This is a genomic window from Flavonifractor sp. An4 (assembly GCF_002161755.1).
GTDB classification, from domain to species: Bacteria; Bacillota; Clostridia; order Oscillospirales; family Oscillospiraceae; genus Flavonifractor; species Flavonifractor avicola.
Map to the genome: position 1 here is coordinate 1 of NZ_NFIL01000049.1, position 15654 is coordinate 15654.

At 42.3% G+C, this 15654-nt stretch carries 14 protein-coding genes; 10 read left to right on the forward strand and 4 right to left on the reverse strand.

Going from position 1 to position 15654, the window contains the following annotated elements:
• Window positions 1-813: 813 nt before the first annotated feature.
• The 3 genes from B5F94_RS14220 to B5F94_RS14230 are packed head-to-tail and all read right to left on the reverse strand — an operon-like array spanning window position 814 to window position 2328.
• Window positions 814-1008 carry a cysteine-rich KTR domain-containing protein gene (locus B5F94_RS14220; RefSeq protein ID WP_087168412.1) on the reverse strand — a complete coding sequence of 65 codons (195 nt, stop codon included), beginning with the start codon at window positions 1006-1008 and terminating at the stop codon, window positions 814-816.
• Between the two features lies 1 nt (window position 1009).
• The gene (locus B5F94_RS14225; RefSeq protein WP_087168411.1) at window positions 1010-1759 is read right to left on the reverse strand and encodes a CPBP family intramembrane glutamic endopeptidase; all 750 of its coding nucleotides are present in this window, start codon (window positions 1757-1759) and stop codon (window positions 1010-1012) included.
• Entirely contained in the window at window positions 1756-2328 is a 573-nt protein-coding gene (locus tag B5F94_RS14230; RefSeq protein WP_087168410.1) for a TetR/AcrR family transcriptional regulator, read from the reverse strand. Before B5F94_RS14230 ends, B5F94_RS14225 begins: the two co-directional genes overlap by 4 nt.
• A gap of 204 nt (window positions 2329-2532) precedes the next feature.
• Between B5F94_RS14230 and B5F94_RS14235 the strand changes: the two genes are divergently transcribed.
• The 7 genes from B5F94_RS14235 (at window position 2533) to B5F94_RS14265 (ending at window position 12779) form a co-directional block, all read left to right on the forward strand.
• On the forward strand, window positions 2533-3363 hold the full coding sequence (locus tag B5F94_RS14235; RefSeq protein ID WP_242965689.1) for a hypothetical protein: 831 nt from the start codon (window positions 2533-2535) through the stop codon (window positions 3361-3363).
• A 122-nt stretch (window positions 3364-3485) separates the two neighbouring features.
• Window positions 3486-3701 (forward strand): helix-turn-helix domain-containing protein, encoded by a 216-nt coding sequence (locus tag B5F94_RS14240; protein ID WP_087331039.1) that lies wholly within the window; start codon window positions 3486-3488, stop codon window positions 3699-3701.
• A 17-nt stretch (window positions 3702-3718) separates the two neighbouring features.
• Window positions 3719-6730: a type I restriction endonuclease subunit R gene (locus B5F94_RS14245; RefSeq protein WP_087331041.1), complete on the forward strand. Its 3012-nt coding sequence runs from the start codon at window positions 3719-3721 to the stop codon at window positions 6728-6730.
• On the forward strand, window positions 6723-8006 hold the full coding sequence (locus B5F94_RS14250; RefSeq protein WP_087331043.1) for a restriction endonuclease subunit S: 1284 nt from the start codon (window positions 6723-6725) through the stop codon (window positions 8004-8006). The genes B5F94_RS14245 and B5F94_RS14250 overlap by 8 nt, the downstream gene beginning before the upstream one ends.
• Window positions 8003-9343: an AAA family ATPase gene (locus B5F94_RS14255; RefSeq protein ID WP_087331046.1), complete on the forward strand. Its 1341-nt coding sequence runs from the start codon at window positions 8003-8005 to the stop codon at window positions 9341-9343. The genes B5F94_RS14250 and B5F94_RS14255 overlap by 4 nt, the downstream gene beginning before the upstream one ends.
• The gene (locus tag B5F94_RS14260; protein ID WP_087331048.1) at window positions 9343-11133 is read left to right on the forward strand and encodes a type I restriction-modification system subunit M; all 1791 of its coding nucleotides are present in this window, start codon (window positions 9343-9345) and stop codon (window positions 11131-11133) included. The genes B5F94_RS14255 and B5F94_RS14260 overlap by 1 nt, the downstream gene beginning before the upstream one ends.
• Window positions 11134-11219: 86 nt before the next feature.
• The gene (locus B5F94_RS14265) at window positions 11220-12779 is read left to right on the forward strand and encodes a recombinase family protein (RefSeq protein WP_087331050.1); all 1560 of its coding nucleotides are present in this window, start codon (window positions 11220-11222) and stop codon (window positions 12777-12779) included.
• 258 nt (window positions 12780-13037) lie between these two features.
• Here the strand turns inward: B5F94_RS14265 and B5F94_RS14270 are convergent, their stop codons facing one another.
• The gene (locus B5F94_RS14270) at window positions 13038-13949 is read right to left on the reverse strand and encodes a DUF3991 and toprim domain-containing protein (RefSeq protein ID WP_087331052.1); all 912 of its coding nucleotides are present in this window, start codon (window positions 13947-13949) and stop codon (window positions 13038-13040) included.
• Window positions 13950-14358: 409 nt separating this feature from the next.
• On the opposite strand from B5F94_RS14270, the gene B5F94_RS14275 reads away from it, so the two are divergent.
• The 3 genes from B5F94_RS14275 to B5F94_RS14285 all read left to right on the forward strand — a co-directional run bounded on the left by B5F94_RS14275 (window position 14359) and on the right by B5F94_RS14285 (window position 15484).
• Entirely contained in the window at window positions 14359-14634 is a 276-nt protein-coding gene (locus tag B5F94_RS14275; RefSeq protein WP_087331054.1) for a hypothetical protein, read from the forward strand.
• 129 nt (window positions 14635-14763) lie between these two features.
• Window positions 14764-15066 carry a hypothetical protein gene (locus B5F94_RS14280; protein WP_087331056.1) on the forward strand — a complete coding sequence of 101 codons (303 nt, stop codon included), beginning with the start codon at window positions 14764-14766 and terminating at the stop codon, window positions 15064-15066.
• 124 nt (window positions 15067-15190) lie between these two features.
• The gene (locus B5F94_RS14285; RefSeq protein WP_087331058.1) at window positions 15191-15484 is read left to right on the forward strand and encodes a hypothetical protein; all 294 of its coding nucleotides are present in this window, start codon (window positions 15191-15193) and stop codon (window positions 15482-15484) included.
• Window positions 15485-15654 lie beyond the last annotated feature (170 nt).

A 15654-nucleotide genomic window follows, 5' to 3' on the forward strand; every position in this document is an offset into this window, starting at 1 on the left:
CCCCATTTGTCCATACCTCCTTTGTGAAGTCATCGTGGGAATGAGGTTTGATCCCACACTGTCCGCTCCACACTCCCGGCGGGGAAACCGCCGCAGACAGCAGGAGGTCTGACTGTAAATAAGGTTATAGAAGATACAGGGCATGATAATGCAACGGCCCGTGGCGCTTATCCCCCGCTCCCGCCCGCCGCGGCACACAAACGAGGACAGGGAGGAGAAAAAGTGGACACCAGAGAACCGCTGCGGCACAAGGGTTTGCCGTGTTTCTGTCCAATTTTCCCTTTTTTTCGTAAAAAATCAATAAGGATGAATAAAACATTGTAAAGAAAATATTTGTAGAGGAAAAAGCGGAAAAGTGGACAGGATGCAGACAAGATAAAGAGGGATAAGGAACAATTCAACGGCTGACAGACAGGTTGTAGTAACTGAAAGCGGATATATCGTGAAATGCGGTATATCCGCTTTGTTACGCGATAGAACGCTGTTTTTGAGGGATTGAATATAAAACCCTTATCTCTCCATTTTCGCGCCCGCAAAGCCGCATAAATCAAGGCTTTTTTAACCCCTAAATGACCACACGACACTCATGATAGATAGAGGGCGCAAGCGGTCTTTCCGTTTGCGCCCTCTTGTCTGCCTGTGAGCAAAGGCGGGAAAAGCCGTCAAGGGCGCGAAGCGTTTATCTTGACCCTTGACGGCTTTTCTTGGCTTTGCTATTTCCCTAAAAGGTCAAGAAAAGTTTGTCGATATGGCGGCATTTACATTTCTCCAAGAGAATATGAAAAAGCCGATAACCGCATTTTCATCTGCGTATTATCGGCTCTGCGTCTGTGCGTCTGGCTCTTTGATAACTGTGGTATTCAGATGTTTTACATTGATTAAAGTCTCTTGTCTACACTTAGGACAGAACAGCGGAAAATATTTTAGTTCTGTGTCCCCACGGATTTTCAGCCTTGTCTTATTTCCGCAAACAGGGCAGCGCAACCATTCTGAAATCACATTTTCCATATCAGTTATCCTCCCTGTCGTAATACTGATTTTTAGGGAGTGTCTTTGTGAGAATAAAAGAATAAGTAATAGTAATTGCAAACAGTACCAACTGGAAGATGATACGCTTTTCTATCGTCAATCCTACCACATTTGCAAAAACACTTGTGATGTTAATTGCGGAGTGCGTAATTATACAAGGGAACAAACTACCGCCACGATAATAAAGAATGACAAACAGAAAACCAATCGCAATCGCCCCTGTAACTTGAAGTAAGTTTTCTGCTATTCCCGCACCACTGCCATTTACCAAGTTTAATAAATGTCCCAAACCAAATGTAACACTTGAAATGATAATTGCCGTTTTTACATTGTCTTTTGCTATCGCTTTGAAAAGCAGTCCTCTAAAAATAACTTCTTCTAAAAATCCAACCCAAAGCATACAGGCAATATAGCAGACAGTTCCTGCCAAGTTCAAATTAAACGCCGCTCCGTTCCAAAAATTTCTTGTGGCTAAAATTATCAAGGGAATATAGAACAGAAAGCGGCTGGCAGATATAGGAGATTTGCAAAGCCCATATCGTTTTAGTAAGTTATTTTTTCGAATAAAAACCAAGAGGATCACGGACTGTAATATAGAAAAAATTGCACTTGCAGAATATTCAACCCCTATTTTTTCATTTAGTGGATTGGCTAAAGATTGCAGCACACAATAAATCACAATCCACACAATCGCAAAAGTCAGTTCGTTTTTTTCGTATAGTTTTCTCATTTTGTTTCCTCCTGTGTTGCTAATATTGCCCCTCTGTAAGCCCGTTCTAAATGAGATTTTATGAGTTCTTCATCATACTCCAAAGAATTGTTGGCTATGATACTCGCATATCCGTGAGCAAATAAAAAAACTGTCAAAAAAATTTCTTTCACTTGCTCTATACTTCCTCCGACTGCTCCTTGCATTGCCAAAAGAACAGGCGCAAGTTCTTCGGCATCTATCATTTCAAGCAAAGTCGTTCCATTAAAAAAGTTCGATTGAAAAAGGAAGCGGAACAAATGCGGTTCTTCAATCGCAAAGCGGATATAATTCAACCCAATTCCAAGCATAACGCCTTTCTGCGGGCTTTCAATATTCATTAGATATTCTGTATGATAGTCGTCTGCTTTTGCATAAGCCGCTTTTTTCAATTCTTCAATCGTTGCAAAATGGTACATGACTGGCTGTGTGGAGCAGTTCAGTTTCTTTGCAACAGTTCTTGCATTGATGTTTTCCGCTCCTGCTTCACGGGCTATCTCAAAAGCAGCGTCAATAACCATATCTTTTGTTACTTTTACTTTTGGTGGCATAAGTACTTTCCTTTCAAAAAATTATTGATGTTATATAACAATGATTATATATAAAAACTCAATGAATGTCAATAGAGTTAGGAACATTCTGTGGAGTGTTTTGAATAGGCTTTTCTGAAGTTTTTTCAAAAACTTTCTCAAAACTTTGGCAAAATCGCAAAGTGCGGTGTTGTATATAGTGAGGGACAAAGTGCAACAAAACCTATGGAGAAAAAAGGCATTATTTCTGACCGGTGCGAACTGAACCGGCAGATCAAGGCCGACAATACTCTGCTCCGGGAACTGAGAGAGCAGGTCAGAAAGCTGGCACAGTCAGTTAAAAACACCCTCCCGGCGCTTGCGAAGGCTATGGAAGATCTGCGTAAAAATCTGCTGCTGTTCTGCTATCAGCTGGGGTATCTCCGCAAAGGTAAGGAACGCCTGAGTGCTTCGCTGGATACACTGCGTCCCGCACTCACGCAGTACAATCAGCTGGCAAAGAACATCCGGGATAAGACGAAAGAACGCCGAAACCTGCTCTTCGAGAAAAAGGCGCTCTCTACTGTCCATGTGTTCCAACACAGGGAGTTGACGGCGAAGATTGCGGTACTGACAGAGGATTTGGAGGAACTGCGTTCTGAAAAAAATCTGCTTCTGGCCTCTCTGGAATATACCGAAGAAAATGCCACCGAAAAATTCCAAAAGGACATTATTGCTATGGAACAAAAACTGAAACGGCTGGAAGAACAGGAACAGAAATATTCCGCCGAACTGAACGTTGCCCTGAATGAGTATGCCGGGCTTCGAGAACAGGCCCAGGGCGTTGATCCAGTGCAGCTCTACGAGGCAAGGCAGGCCATCCGCCCCAAACTGGAACAGAATGTTATGTGTCATTTACAGAAAGTCTATGGGGAGAGGTATAGCCACATGATGATGGAACGCAGTAAACGCAATGTAGCCTTGCGTTTGCATGAGGCTGATGAGCACGGCCGTTGTCGAAAAACTACTCTCCAGAGGTCGAACAAGCAGGTGCACCATGATGAGGGAGAGAGATAAAAACTAATCGGAAAATATAGTCAATATTTTGCTGTGAAGCTTACACAGCATGTGGTATTATGCTATAGCTTGTGCTATAATATATCATGTGTTAGTGTAAAATCAAATAAGGAGATATGGTTATGGATATTTCTGAAGTTATAAAGAATATACGTTCCGAACTGAACTTATCTCAGGAAGGATTGGCGAGAGAATTGCATATGGGTTTTACTTCTGTGAACAGATGGGAAAACCATAAATCGAAACCAAATCAGATTGCAAGACACGCTTTGGCAGAACTTTGTAGAAAAAACAATTTGGATCAAAAGTTGATAGAGTCTTTAGAAGCAAATAGCTGAATGAAAGGTGTCTCAATATGAAGAACGAGAAGCAAATTGAGCTGAGTTTTATTGAAAAACTCAAAGAGTTAAAATATATATATCGGGAAGATATTAAGGATAAAGCCTCTTTGGAGGAAAATTTCAGAAAGCATTTTCAGGAGCTTAATAGAGTTAGATTAAGTGATTCTGAATTTGCAAGATTAAAGGAAAGTATCATTACGCCGGATGTGTTTTCAGCAGCAAAAATTCTGAGAGAAACAAACACATTCAAAAGAGATGATGATACACCTTTACAGTACGCCCTTGTCAATACGAATGACTGGTGTAAAAACGAGTATGAAGTAATTAATCAGCTTCGTATTAACACAGAAAACAGTCACCATAGATATGATGTGATTATTCTAATCAACGGCATTCCCGTTGTGCAAGTTGAATTAAAATCACTGCAAATTACTCCCAAAAGAGCAATGGAGCAGATTGTGAATTATAAAAATGATCCGGGGAATGGATATACTAATTCCCTGCTCTGTTTCATGCAGCTTTTTATTATCAGCAATGGAAGTAATACCTACTATTTTGCCAATAACAACAAAGAGCATTTTGCGTTTGATGCTGATGAACGCTTTTTACCCGTATATCAATTTGCTGATAAGGATAATAAAAAAATTACTCATTTGCATGATTTTTCTGAGGCTGTGCTGCGTAAGTGCGCTTTGGGTGAACTGATTAGCAAATATATGGTCTTAGTGGCGAGCGAACAGAAAATGATGATTATGAGACCATATCAAATTTATGCGGTTAAAGCCATTATGGATTGCATTGAGCAAAACAGAGGAAACGGCTATATTTGGCATACAACGGGAAGCGGTAAAACTCTCACATCTTTCAAGGCGTCCACCTTGCTAAAGGATAATCGCAACATAGCAAAATGTCTTTTTGTGGTGGACAGAAAGGATCTTGACCGACAGACCAGAGAGGAATTCAATAAGTTTCAAGAGGGATGCGTGGAAGAAAACACCAATACTGAAACTTTGGTAAAAAGACTTGTGTCGGAGGACTATCGAGATAAAGTCATTGTAACGACCATTCAAAAGTTGGGATTGGCGCTTGATAATGATAGTAAACGAACCAAAGAGAAAAAGAAAAAGGGCGAATTAACATACAAAGAAAGATTAGCTCCGCTGAAAGACAAAAGGATCGCAATCATCTTTGATGAATGCCATCGTTCGCAGTTTGGAGAAAACCACAAAGCAATCAAAAACTTCTTCCCAAAGGCTCAGCTGTTTGGGTTTACTGGCACGCCTATTTTTGAAGAGAACGCAACTTACAAGCAAATTGATGGAACCATCGGTTCTTATACCACCACAAAGGATATTTTTGAGAAAGAGCTGCACGCATACACGATCACCCATGCGATTGATGATAGAAATGTATTACGATTCCACATTGATTATTTAGGCGTAAGCGGTGATGAACAAGCATCAAAAATGAATGAGACGCAGCGCAAAAAGGCAGTCATTCAACAGATTCTGGCAAAGCATGATGCTGTGACGAACAACAGAAGATACAACGCTATCTTGGCCACAGCATCTATCAATGACGCCATTGAGTATTACGACTTGTTCAAAGAAGCTCAACAAAATTGTATTGATGCTGCTGACAGTGAGTTCATGCCATTAAATATCGCTTGTGTATTTTCTCCACCGGCGGAAGGGAATAAGGATGTTCAACAGATTCAAGAGGATCTTCCCCAGGAAAAAGAAGACAATAAAAAAGAGCCTGACAAAAAGAAACAGGCATTGATGGGGATTATCAAAGAATATAACGAACAGTATGGAACCAGCCATGACATCAATAATTTTGATGGGTATTATCAGGACATACAACAAAGAATTAAAGACCAGAAATATTCTAACACAGATTATCCGCATAAAAACAAAATTGACATTACCATTGTGGTGGATATGCTGCTGACCGGTTTCGACTCCAAATATTTGAACACTTTGTATGTAGACAAAAACTTGAAGTATCATGGGTTGATTCAGGCATTTTCCAGAACGAACCGTGTGCTGAATGATACAAAGCCCTACGGCAACATCCTGGATTTCAGGAACCAGTCAGACGAGGTAGATAAAGCGATTGCACTATTTTCCGGCAAGGATAACAGCAGCCGAGCCAAAGAAATCTGGCTTGTTGACCCAGCTCCAAAGGTTGTTGAGAAGTTGGATCAGGCAGTCAAAGAGCTGGAAGCATTTATGCAATCTCAGGGCTTGGAGTGTAAACCTGAGGAAGTAAGCAACCTAAAAGGCGACGCCGCAAGATGTGAATTTGTCAACAAATTCAAAGAAGTACAGCGCTTAAGAACGCAGCTGGAGCAGTACACGGAAATTGAAGAAAAAGACGCAGAAAAAATCGAGGAGCTATTGCCGGAGGATACCCTGCGTGCGTTCCGTGGTGCTTATATTGATGTGGCGCAAAGACTGAAAGCCGAACAAGGAAAGGATACTGAGAATAGAGATTCTGAAGTAGAGCAGCTCGATTTTGAGTTTGTTCTGTTTTCGTCTGTCTTAATTGACTACGACTATATTATGGCTTTGATCGCAAAGTACACACAATCCCAGTCTGAGCCGCAAAAGCAAAAGATGAGCAAGGAGCAACTCATCAGTATGCTTTCCGCTACTTCCAATTTTCTGGATGAAAGAGAAGATATTATCGAATATATCGACTCGCTTCAAGTTGGTGTGGCTTTAAACGAAAAACAAATCAAAGAGGGATACCAGAAATTCAAAGAGCGGAAAAACAATCAGGAAATCAATGCCATTGCAGAAAAACATGGGATTGAAATCCAAAGTTTGCAGGCGTTTATTCAGGAAATTATCGACCGTATGATTTTTGACGGCGAAAAGCTCAGCGACCTTTTGGCACCGCTTGACCTAAGCTGGCGAGAAAGAACGCAAAAAGAACTGGATTTGATGGATGATCTGATTCCATTGTTAAAGAAGCTGGCAGATGGTCGTGAAATTGTGGGGTTAAATGCGTATGAATAAGAAGAAAGAAATAGTGCCTAAGTTACGGTTTCCAGAATTCATTGGGGATAAATTGAAAATTACGAAGTTGGGAAAAATATCTTCCGTCGTAAAAGAAAAAGCAGGAGAAAATAAATACACTCTTATGAGTGTAACATCTGGCGTGGGTTTAATACCACAAGCAGAAAAATTTGGGAGAGAAATAGCAGGGGATTCCTATAAAAATTATATTGTTATTAGGAAATATGATTTTGCATATAACAAAAGCGCAACAAAGCAGTTTCCAGAAGGCTATATTTCTATGTTGGGAGAATACGATATAGCCGCTGTTCCCAATAGTATTTTTACTTGCTTTAGAATTACTGATAATGAATCATATCCTCCGTTTTTTGATTATCTCTGGCACAATAACTATCACGGACATTGGCTGAGAAAATATATTGAGGTGGGTGCAAGAGCACACGGGGCGTTAAGTGTTGATACAAAACATTTATGGAGTATGCCTCTTGCATTACCTGATTTCAAAGAACAACAAAAGATTGCTGATTGCCTATCCTCCATTGATGATCTGATTGACGCAGAAAGCAGAAAACTGAAGGCATTAGAAAAATACAAAAAAGGTTTGATGCAAAAGCTGTTCCCTGCGGAAGGGAAAACCCTGCCTGAATGGAGATTCCCTGAGTTTCAAGGATGTGAAGAGTGGAAATTGCAAAAGTTAAAACTAATATGTGATTTTCAAGAAGGATATGCCTTTTCGTCTAATGATTTCGTTGCAAATGATACAGATTCTAACTATATTCAAGTTGTTAGGATTACTGATATAAATAACAAAAATTCAAATACTGACAAAGTGTTTGTCAATATGGATTTGATTAGGAGTAACGATTTATATAAATATTTAATTTCAAAAAATGATTTAATATTGAGCTTGACAGGCGCAGCAGGGTTTAATTTCTTTATATGGAATACAAATATTGCTGTATTAAATCAGCGTACTTTGAAATTAATTCCTAAAGACGAAAAGAATCATGCAATTAAATTTTTGATAGAACCACTAATACACAAAGAAATAAACATGCAAGGTACGGGACAGAACAATAATCTTTCTAAAGAAGTTTTGAAAAATGTAGAAATTGTTCTTCCTACATCTTTCAAAGAACAACAAAAAATTGCAGATTGCTTGTCTGAGATAGATAGCATAATTACCGAGCAGTCAAACAAGGTGGAACAGTTAAAAATACATAAAAAAGGATTAATGCAGGGATTGTTTCCTTCTCTTGAGGAGGCAGATGTATGAGTATAAATGTACCGGAAAAATTTTTGAAAGAAGAGTATAAAAAACTTACTAACAAAACACTAAATACGCCAGATTTCCAGCAATATAAAAGTATTGTTACTGACAATTATAAAAGATCAGATGATCGAACTGAGTACCATTTAAAAGAAGGGTTAACAGAGCAAGTTAGCACCAAATTGGACTTTATTTTCAAGCGAATCTCAATTTCTTCTAAAGAAATTAAAGAGCCTCAGTTTGAGAATTTGGAAGAAATCGCAAAGTATTTTCGAATACTATTAGACGAAGAACGAAAAAAATACATTTTATTATTTGCCTATAACGGTACAGGAAAAACAAGGTTATCCGCTGAATTTAAAACATTAGGTCAGACACTGAATGAAGAAACCGGCGAAAAAACAGCAGACACATTGTATTACAATGCCTTTACGGAAGACCTTTTCTACTGGGACAATGACTTGGAAAACGATACGGATCGTTTTTTAAAATTAAATAGTGGTTCCAGATTTTTTTCCGGGCTAAAAGAATTGGAAATGGAAAGCCGCATTCGTCCTTTTTTGCATCGGTATGCTGACTTCGATTTTACAATTGATTATGACGAGTACAAAATTAACTTTTATAAAAATGTGACGATTGATGGAACCAGCCAAAGAATTGATAACATCAAAGTATCTCGTGGCGAGGAAAATATATTTGTTTGGTGTTTTTTCTTGGCGATTATGCAACTGGTGGTTGATAAAGAGGAATCTTATAGTTGGGTCAAATATATTTATATTGATGATCCAATTTCATCTTTAGATGATAACAATGTTATTGCAGTGGCAAGTCATTTAGCAAACTTAATGAGTGATGCGGATATTAAGGTTATAATTTCATCACATCACACTCTTTTTTATAACGTTCTATGTAATGAGATTAAAAATCCAGAAAGGCTTTTTTTTCAAAGAGTAACCTCAAATGGACTATACATGTTAAAAGATACAAGCAATACGCCGTTTTTCTACCATGTCGCTTTACTGAAGGAATTGAAGAAAGTCGCTGATTCAGGAGAAATTTATAGTTATCATTTTAATATACTTAGAAATGTTTTAGAAAAAACGGCTGCTTTTCATGGCTATCAACATTTTTCATCGTGTCTACGAATAGATAATGACGATGATTTCGTTGTCCATAAAAGAATGGTTAATATTATGAGTCATGGAAATTACTCTGTTTTTGAGCCGACTCCGTTGGCAGATGATAATAAGGAGTATTTTCGAAATATATTAGATAATTTTTTGGAAGATTATAAGTTCAATCAAAGGATATTTGATAAAGAGCAGGTACAGGAGGATGACTGATGAATGATACACAACAAAAACAGTTAGGCTCAACATTGTGGGCGATTGCAGATAAACTGCGTGGCGCAATGAACGCCGATGATTTTAGAGATTATATGCTATCTTTTCTCTTTTTGCGCTACCTGTCCGATAATTATGAAGAGGCAGTAAAAAAGGAATTGGGCAGTGATTATCAGAAAAGTGAGCTTGAAATTCAAAAGAATGGAGAGGATCTTGATACCTATATTGGCGAGCTTAAATCTGTTATTACCCGATACAGTAGATCGCTTTCTCCTGAGAAATTAGGGTTACATGAAGACGAAGAAGACCATCAAAAAATTGAAAAAGCAAGACAAGATTTTGTGGATGACAATAATAAGATGCTCTATAGCCACAATGTAATCCCGCTTGCAGTCTGGTATATTCGCAATTTGGATCAAGTTGATATGCTTGAAAAACAAATGCGCCGTAAAATTCATTATGTGATAAAACCGGCATATTTGTGGAGTAATATATATGAATTGGCAAGAACACAAAATAGTCAATTGCTGAAAACTTTGCAGAGTGGCTTTAAATATATTGAGAATGAGTCGTTTGAAAGCAGATTTCGTGGATTGTTTTCAGAAGTTAATCTGGATTCCGATAAGCTCGGGAAAAATTATGGTGAACGCAACAGCTTACTATGTTCGATTATTACAGAAATCGCAAAAGGACTTGCCGAATTTCCAAATGAAACAGACATTCTGGGTGACGCCTACGAATATTTGATTGGCCAGTTTGCTGCTGGTTCTGGTAAAAAAGCGGGTGAATTCTATACCCCGCAGCAGGTTTCAACTATCCTTTCCCGAATTGTATCTCTTGATAGTCAAGATCCAAGCACCGGAAAAAAGAGCAAACTAAAAAATGTGCTTGACTTTGCCTGTGGTTCGGGCTCTCTGCTAATTAATGTACGAAAGCAATTTGGTGCAAATGGTATCGGTCAGATCTATGGGCAGGAAAAAAATATTACTACCTACAACCTTGCTCGTATGAATATGTTGCTCCATGGTGTAAAGGATTCTGAATTTCAGATTCATCATGGCGATTCTTTGCTGAATGATTGGAATATTTTGAATGAAATGAATCCGGCAAAAAAAATGCAGTTTGAGGCGGTAGTAGCCAATCCGCCTTTCAGCTATAGATGGCAACCCAAAGAAGAAATGGCAGAGGACTTCCGTTTCAAGAATTACGGACTCGCTCCAAAGTCAGCGGCAGACTTCGCCTTTTTATTGCACGGATTCCATTTTTTAAGTGATGACGGAACAATGGCGATTATTCTACCGCATGGAGTACTGTTCCGTGGTGGCGCTGAGGAGAAAATCAGGAGAAAACTTCTCGAAGACGGAAACATTGATGCTGTCATAGGTTTACCGGCAAATCTGTTTTTCTCTACGGGTATTCCGGTGTGTATTTTGGTTCTTAAAAAGTGCAAGAAGTATGATGATGTACTGATTATCAATGCAAGTGAGTATTTTGAAAAAGGAAAACGTCAAAATACACTTTTACCGGAGCATATTGATAAGATCATTGAAACATACCAATACCGAAAAGAAGATGACAAAAAGTATTCCCGCCGAGTTTCTATGGAGGAAATCGAGAAAAATGGATACAATCTAAATATTTCTCGATATGTCAGCACTGCACCTGAAGAAGAGATCGTTAACCTGGAAGAAGTACAGCAGGAGCTTGAAAAAATCGAAGAAGATATTCAAAAGGCAAAAGTGCGCCATAATCAATTCTTGCAAGAGCTTGGGTTGAAGCCAATTCCATAATCAAATATCTTGTTTCCTATACAAAGGGTGCTGTAGAGCTATCATGCAGCACCCTTTGTATTTTTTGCAGAAATTACCCTTGACAAATCGCTTTCCAGAAAAAAATCCTTTTGCAGTATGCAGAGGACAACGGTTTCCCTAACCCGACTTTTTTCATTGACGACGGCGTTTCCGGCGTAACTTTCGATAGACCCGGCTGGAATGAAATGATAGGGCTTGCGGAAGCGGGAAAGGTCAAAACGGTTATCGTCAAGGATATGTCCCGCATGGGACGCGATTATCTGAAAGTCGGCTATTACACCGAGAGTTTTTTTGCCGAGCGTGATATTCGATATATTGCAATCAACGACGGTGTGGACAGCGACAAGGGCGACAACGATTTTACCCCATTTCGCAACCTGTTCAACGATTTCTATGCACGCGATACAAGCCGGAAGATCCGTGCGATACTTACCGCAAAGGCAAACGCTGGAGAACATATGGGAAAGCAGCCCTACGGATATTTGAGGGACAAGGATAATCCGAAACAATGGGTTGTAGACGGAGAAGCCGCCGAAGTAGTCAAAAAGATTTTTGCGCTGTGTGTAGACGGGAAAGGTCCTATGCAGATTGCAAGAATACTGCAAAAGGGAAAAGTTTTGACGGTAAAATCCTACTATGCAAAATGCGCCGGAAAGCCTTTGCCGGATAATCCGTATTTATGGGACGCAAACTCTGTTTCCAAGATTTTAGCGCGTTTTGAATACTGCGGGCATACGGTCAATTTCAAAACCTATTCCAAGTCAAACAAACTGAAAAAGCGGTATGAGAACACGCCCGAAAACCGCCGGATTTTCCGCAATACCCATGAAGCAATCATTGATGAAAAACTTTTTGAACGGGTGCAGGAATTAAGGGCAAGCAAACGCCGCCCCGCCAAGCAAGCGGAACGGCAAGGGCTGTTTTCCAACTTAATTTTCTGCGCTGACTGTGGCAGTAAATTACATTTCTGTACGGCAAGAAGTTTGACACCCTCGCAAGACAGTTACCGCTGTTCCCGTTACAAGAGCAATACGGGAAGTTGCACCGCCCATTATATCCGAGAGGAAACGCTGAAACGGATTGTCCTAAAACGGATTTTTGATGTAACCGCTATGTTTATCGACGACATCACTTCGTTTCGCGATATGGTGTATGAGCAGCGTTTTGAGAAAATGGAAAAGGATATGAAGCGGCGCAAGAAAGCATTGGAACAGGCAAGGAAACGGATAGCCGAACTTGACCGGATTTTCAAGCGGATTTATGAAGATGATGTAAACGGAACAATCAGCCACGAACGGTTTTTGAAACTGTCTGCGGAGTATGAAGTCGAGCAGAAAGAATTGACGGAGTTTGTTCATGCAGAGCAAAACGCTGTTCATATCTTCGAGCAGGACAAGGCAGACTTTGACAACTTTGCCGCCGTCATTCGCAAGTATGTGGGCGTGAAAGAATTAACCCCTACGATAGTGAATGAGTTTGTGAAGAAAATCATAGTCCATGCGCCGGATAAGTCCAGCGGCCACCGCCGACAGAAAGTGCAGATTGTTTGGAACTTCATTGGGGAAGTTAATCTTCCTAACGACAGTCAAGTGATTGAACGGCAAAGAAAAGGCAGAACGGCATAGCCACACGCTATGCCGCCCTGCAATTACCTATTTACTTCCTTATCACTACTCAAGACATGGTGCAGACCCATACCTTTCATCTTAGCCCTCGCCCTGCTCCCTTTTGTATCAACGGGGGAAGGGCGGCAAGGCGTCGATGCAGACAGAGCCTGGGAATACAAGAGCGGGTAGCAGGACCCATGCGGCGGAATGCGGAGATGGCCTTCTGTCTCCTCCTTTTCCTGTATTGGCCGGGGGCGTGGGAGAAGCCATCAATCCTCAACGCCGCAACAGCAGCTCATTATAGTCCTTGGCCCCCTGCGGCGGATTGTCCAGTACCAGGTAATCGGTCAGGAGGTTTTGAAGGCTCTGGGCCGCCATGCGTCCGGCATTGTCATTGTCCAGGCAAAGGACAATGCGCCTGATCGGATTGCGCTCCAGATACTGTCCCAGGGCCCGGGGCATCTTGTCATGGCCACGGCGGTTCGGGCCATAGACGCCGGACAGGGAGAGGGTGTTGGCTGTGCGCCAGTTCTGCCCGCCCTGTTTCAGCAGGGTCAGGTAAGAGAGGGCGTCAATGGCGCTTTCAAAGACACAGAGGGTCTGCCGCGGCCCCGCCCTGACGGGAACAGCGAAGGAGAACCGCTTATCGCTCCCGGCCACCTCGCCCATGAAGGCGGAACGAGGGTATGTGCCCCGAAGGGCGGCATACCTGGGCGTGTCTCCATCGTAGCCCACGAACACGCAGTTGTGGTGGGCTGCGTCCTCATAGAGCTGGTTGTTTCGGATGCAGGCGCGGAGTATCTCGGTGTCGATGCCGCGGCCGGTCAGGTAGGCCATCACCCGCCGGTCGTCGGTGTGGCGGGGCGGCAGACGAAACGGCTGGGGCCTGCGCCGCTCCGGGGGGACAAGCGCCGCCGGGGGCATGTGCCCTGCGCCGAGGATCTGCCGCACGGCGTCTGGCAGGGACAGGCCCTGCACCTCCACAAGATAGTCCAGCGCGGTGACGCCTCCCACGCCGCGGGACCACCAGTACCATTGCCCATTGGAGAGTTTGAGACTGCTGTGGGTGCGTGTGGCGTAGGAGCCGTTGCCGTGCGGAATCAGCTCGTCCGGCTCATACCGCCGCAGATAGGTCAGCAAGTCCAGCTCCCGGGCCTGGGCCAGCTGTTCCGAAGTGACAGGGAACATATGGTTTCTCAACTCCTGTGTCATAAAATGAAGCAACAAGACGGCCTCCCTGGTATGGGAAGCCGTCTTATTTTTGTGTTCCATATCGGAGCACGGCAAGTATGATGGTAGATACATATAGGCTGCGCCGTTCATATCGCACAATTATACCGCTTATCTTCTTGCTATAATAGCACAAATTGCACAAAGTTTATATTTTTTAAGATTACGATGTTGACAAAAATAATATTGAATGATATTATACAGTAAACAGCAAAGAAGAAAACGAGTTTTCGCTTTCGCCGCTTAAAGAGAAACGAGGTGACAGAATCATGGCAGTAACAAGCACAGCATGAACCAGTAAGCAACACATTAAGACGTTCCGTTCTATCAGCTTAAATTTACAAAATTCAGAAAGAGAGTGAATCAAATGAATAAAGTTATTAACAGCAAGATGTACGACACGGCTACGGCCGAACTCATTAAGAAAGTGTTCTCTGGCCCAATCGACGATCCGGACGTTATTACTGATGCGCTCTATCGAAAGAAAAACGGCGAATTTTTCTATTGCGTCTGCCCGGATGACCCCGACGACCCCACATCTTACAGCATTATCCCGTGTTGCGAAGACGACGCAAAGCTGTGGGTCGAAGAGAACTGCAGTGGAGACAAGTACGTAGAGCTCTTCGGTGAAGTCGAGGAGTAAGCCTCAGTCTGCGTGGGCTTTGCCGCAGAGGCTGCAAGGAGGGGCGGTCCCTCCTTGCGGCCGGCACAAAGCTATCACAATAATATCAATAATTTTTTACATTATTCACAAGAAAGGAAAATAATTACTATGAGAAAGATCATTAACCGCAAGCTGTATGACACCGATACGGCCGAATATGTGGGCAACTATTGCTATGGCTGTGGCGGCGACTTGGATTTTCTGAACGAGTCGCTCTACCGAAAGAAAACGGGTGAATTTTTCCTCGGCGGCGAGGGCGGCGCAAGGACCAAATACGGCGACACAGATGGCGATTCGTATTTCGGTTCCTGGGATATTATCCCCCTCACCGAAGACGAGGCTCGGGACTGGGTCGAAGAGCACTGCAGTGCCGACGAGTACATTGAGATCTTCGGTGAAGTCGAAGAGTAAGTCCTGAAATGCCTGGTCTTTGCTTCGGCTGTAATGAGGGGACCGCCACCTCACGGCAGCCGAAGCAAAGATATCAGTCGTAACAAACCCATTTACTTATCTTCATCAGAAAGGAAAATACACGATGTCAGAAGTCAAATATCAGCAGATCAAACGAGACACTGTTATCTCCACAGATAGCGGCCCTGTGCGCGGCAGTAAGAGTAGCCCATATATCCAATGGCTGAGGGGGTGGAAAGATGCAGGTGGATGGACGGGACACGCCACCGTTCGGGCCGCCTGGAACAACGCGCGGAAAGACGGTAAACCTTCCGAATGCTCCTGGTACGCTTATGGCTACCTGATGAGCCGTGAACAGTGCCGCGGCCGCGCCCTCGCAGAAGATGAATACCGTGCAGAAGGTTATCTGCCGTGGTAAGGCAGAAAGGCGGTTCCAAAAATCAGGAGCCGCCTTTCTGTTTTTGATCCTATGAACAAGACGGCCTCCCTGGTTTGGGGAAGCCGTCTTGTTGCTTTGTGTTATACGGTTAGATGCGTTACAGCTGGAATGTCATGTTATCCAAAACGGACCTGCACTCCTCGTCCAGG

Bases quoted from the DNA above. Each gene is read 5' to 3' on its own strand.
- B5F94_RS14220 (WP_087168412.1), bottom strand. From the start codon at position 1,008: ATGGAAAATGTGATTTCAGAATGGTTGCGCTGCCCTGTTTGCGGAAAT.
- B5F94_RS14225 (WP_087168411.1), bottom strand. From the start codon at position 1,759: ATGAGAAAACTATACGAAAAAAACGAACTGACTTTTGCGATTGTGTGG.
- B5F94_RS14230 (WP_087168410.1), bottom strand. From the start codon at position 2,328: ATGCCACCAAAAGTAAAAGTAACAAAAGATATGGTTATTGACGCTGCT.
- B5F94_RS14235 (WP_242965689.1), top strand. From the start codon at position 2,533: ATGGAGAAAAAAGGCATTATTTCTGACCGGTGCGAACTGAACCGGCAG.
- B5F94_RS14240 (WP_087331039.1), top strand. From the start codon at position 3,486: ATGGATATTTCTGAAGTTATAAAGAATATACGTTCCGAACTGAACTTA.
- B5F94_RS14245 (WP_087331041.1), top strand. From the start codon at position 3,719: ATGAAGAACGAGAAGCAAATTGAGCTGAGTTTTATTGAAAAACTCAAA.
- B5F94_RS14250 (WP_087331043.1), top strand. From the start codon at position 6,723: ATGAATAAGAAGAAAGAAATAGTGCCTAAGTTACGGTTTCCAGAATTC.
- B5F94_RS14255 (WP_087331046.1), top strand. From the start codon at position 8,003: ATGAGTATAAATGTACCGGAAAAATTTTTGAAAGAAGAGTATAAAAAA.
- B5F94_RS14260 (WP_087331048.1), top strand. From the start codon at position 9,343: ATGAATGATACACAACAAAAACAGTTAGGCTCAACATTGTGGGCGATT.
- B5F94_RS14270 (WP_087331052.1), bottom strand. From the start codon at position 13,949: ATGTTCCCTGTCACTTCGGAACAGCTGGCCCAGGCCCGGGAGCTGGAC.
- B5F94_RS14275 (WP_087331054.1), top strand. From the start codon at position 14,359: ATGAATAAAGTTATTAACAGCAAGATGTACGACACGGCTACGGCCGAA.
- B5F94_RS14280 (WP_087331056.1), top strand. From the start codon at position 14,764: ATGAGAAAGATCATTAACCGCAAGCTGTATGACACCGATACGGCCGAA.
- B5F94_RS14285 (WP_087331058.1), top strand. From the start codon at position 15,191: ATGTCAGAAGTCAAATATCAGCAGATCAAACGAGACACTGTTATCTCC.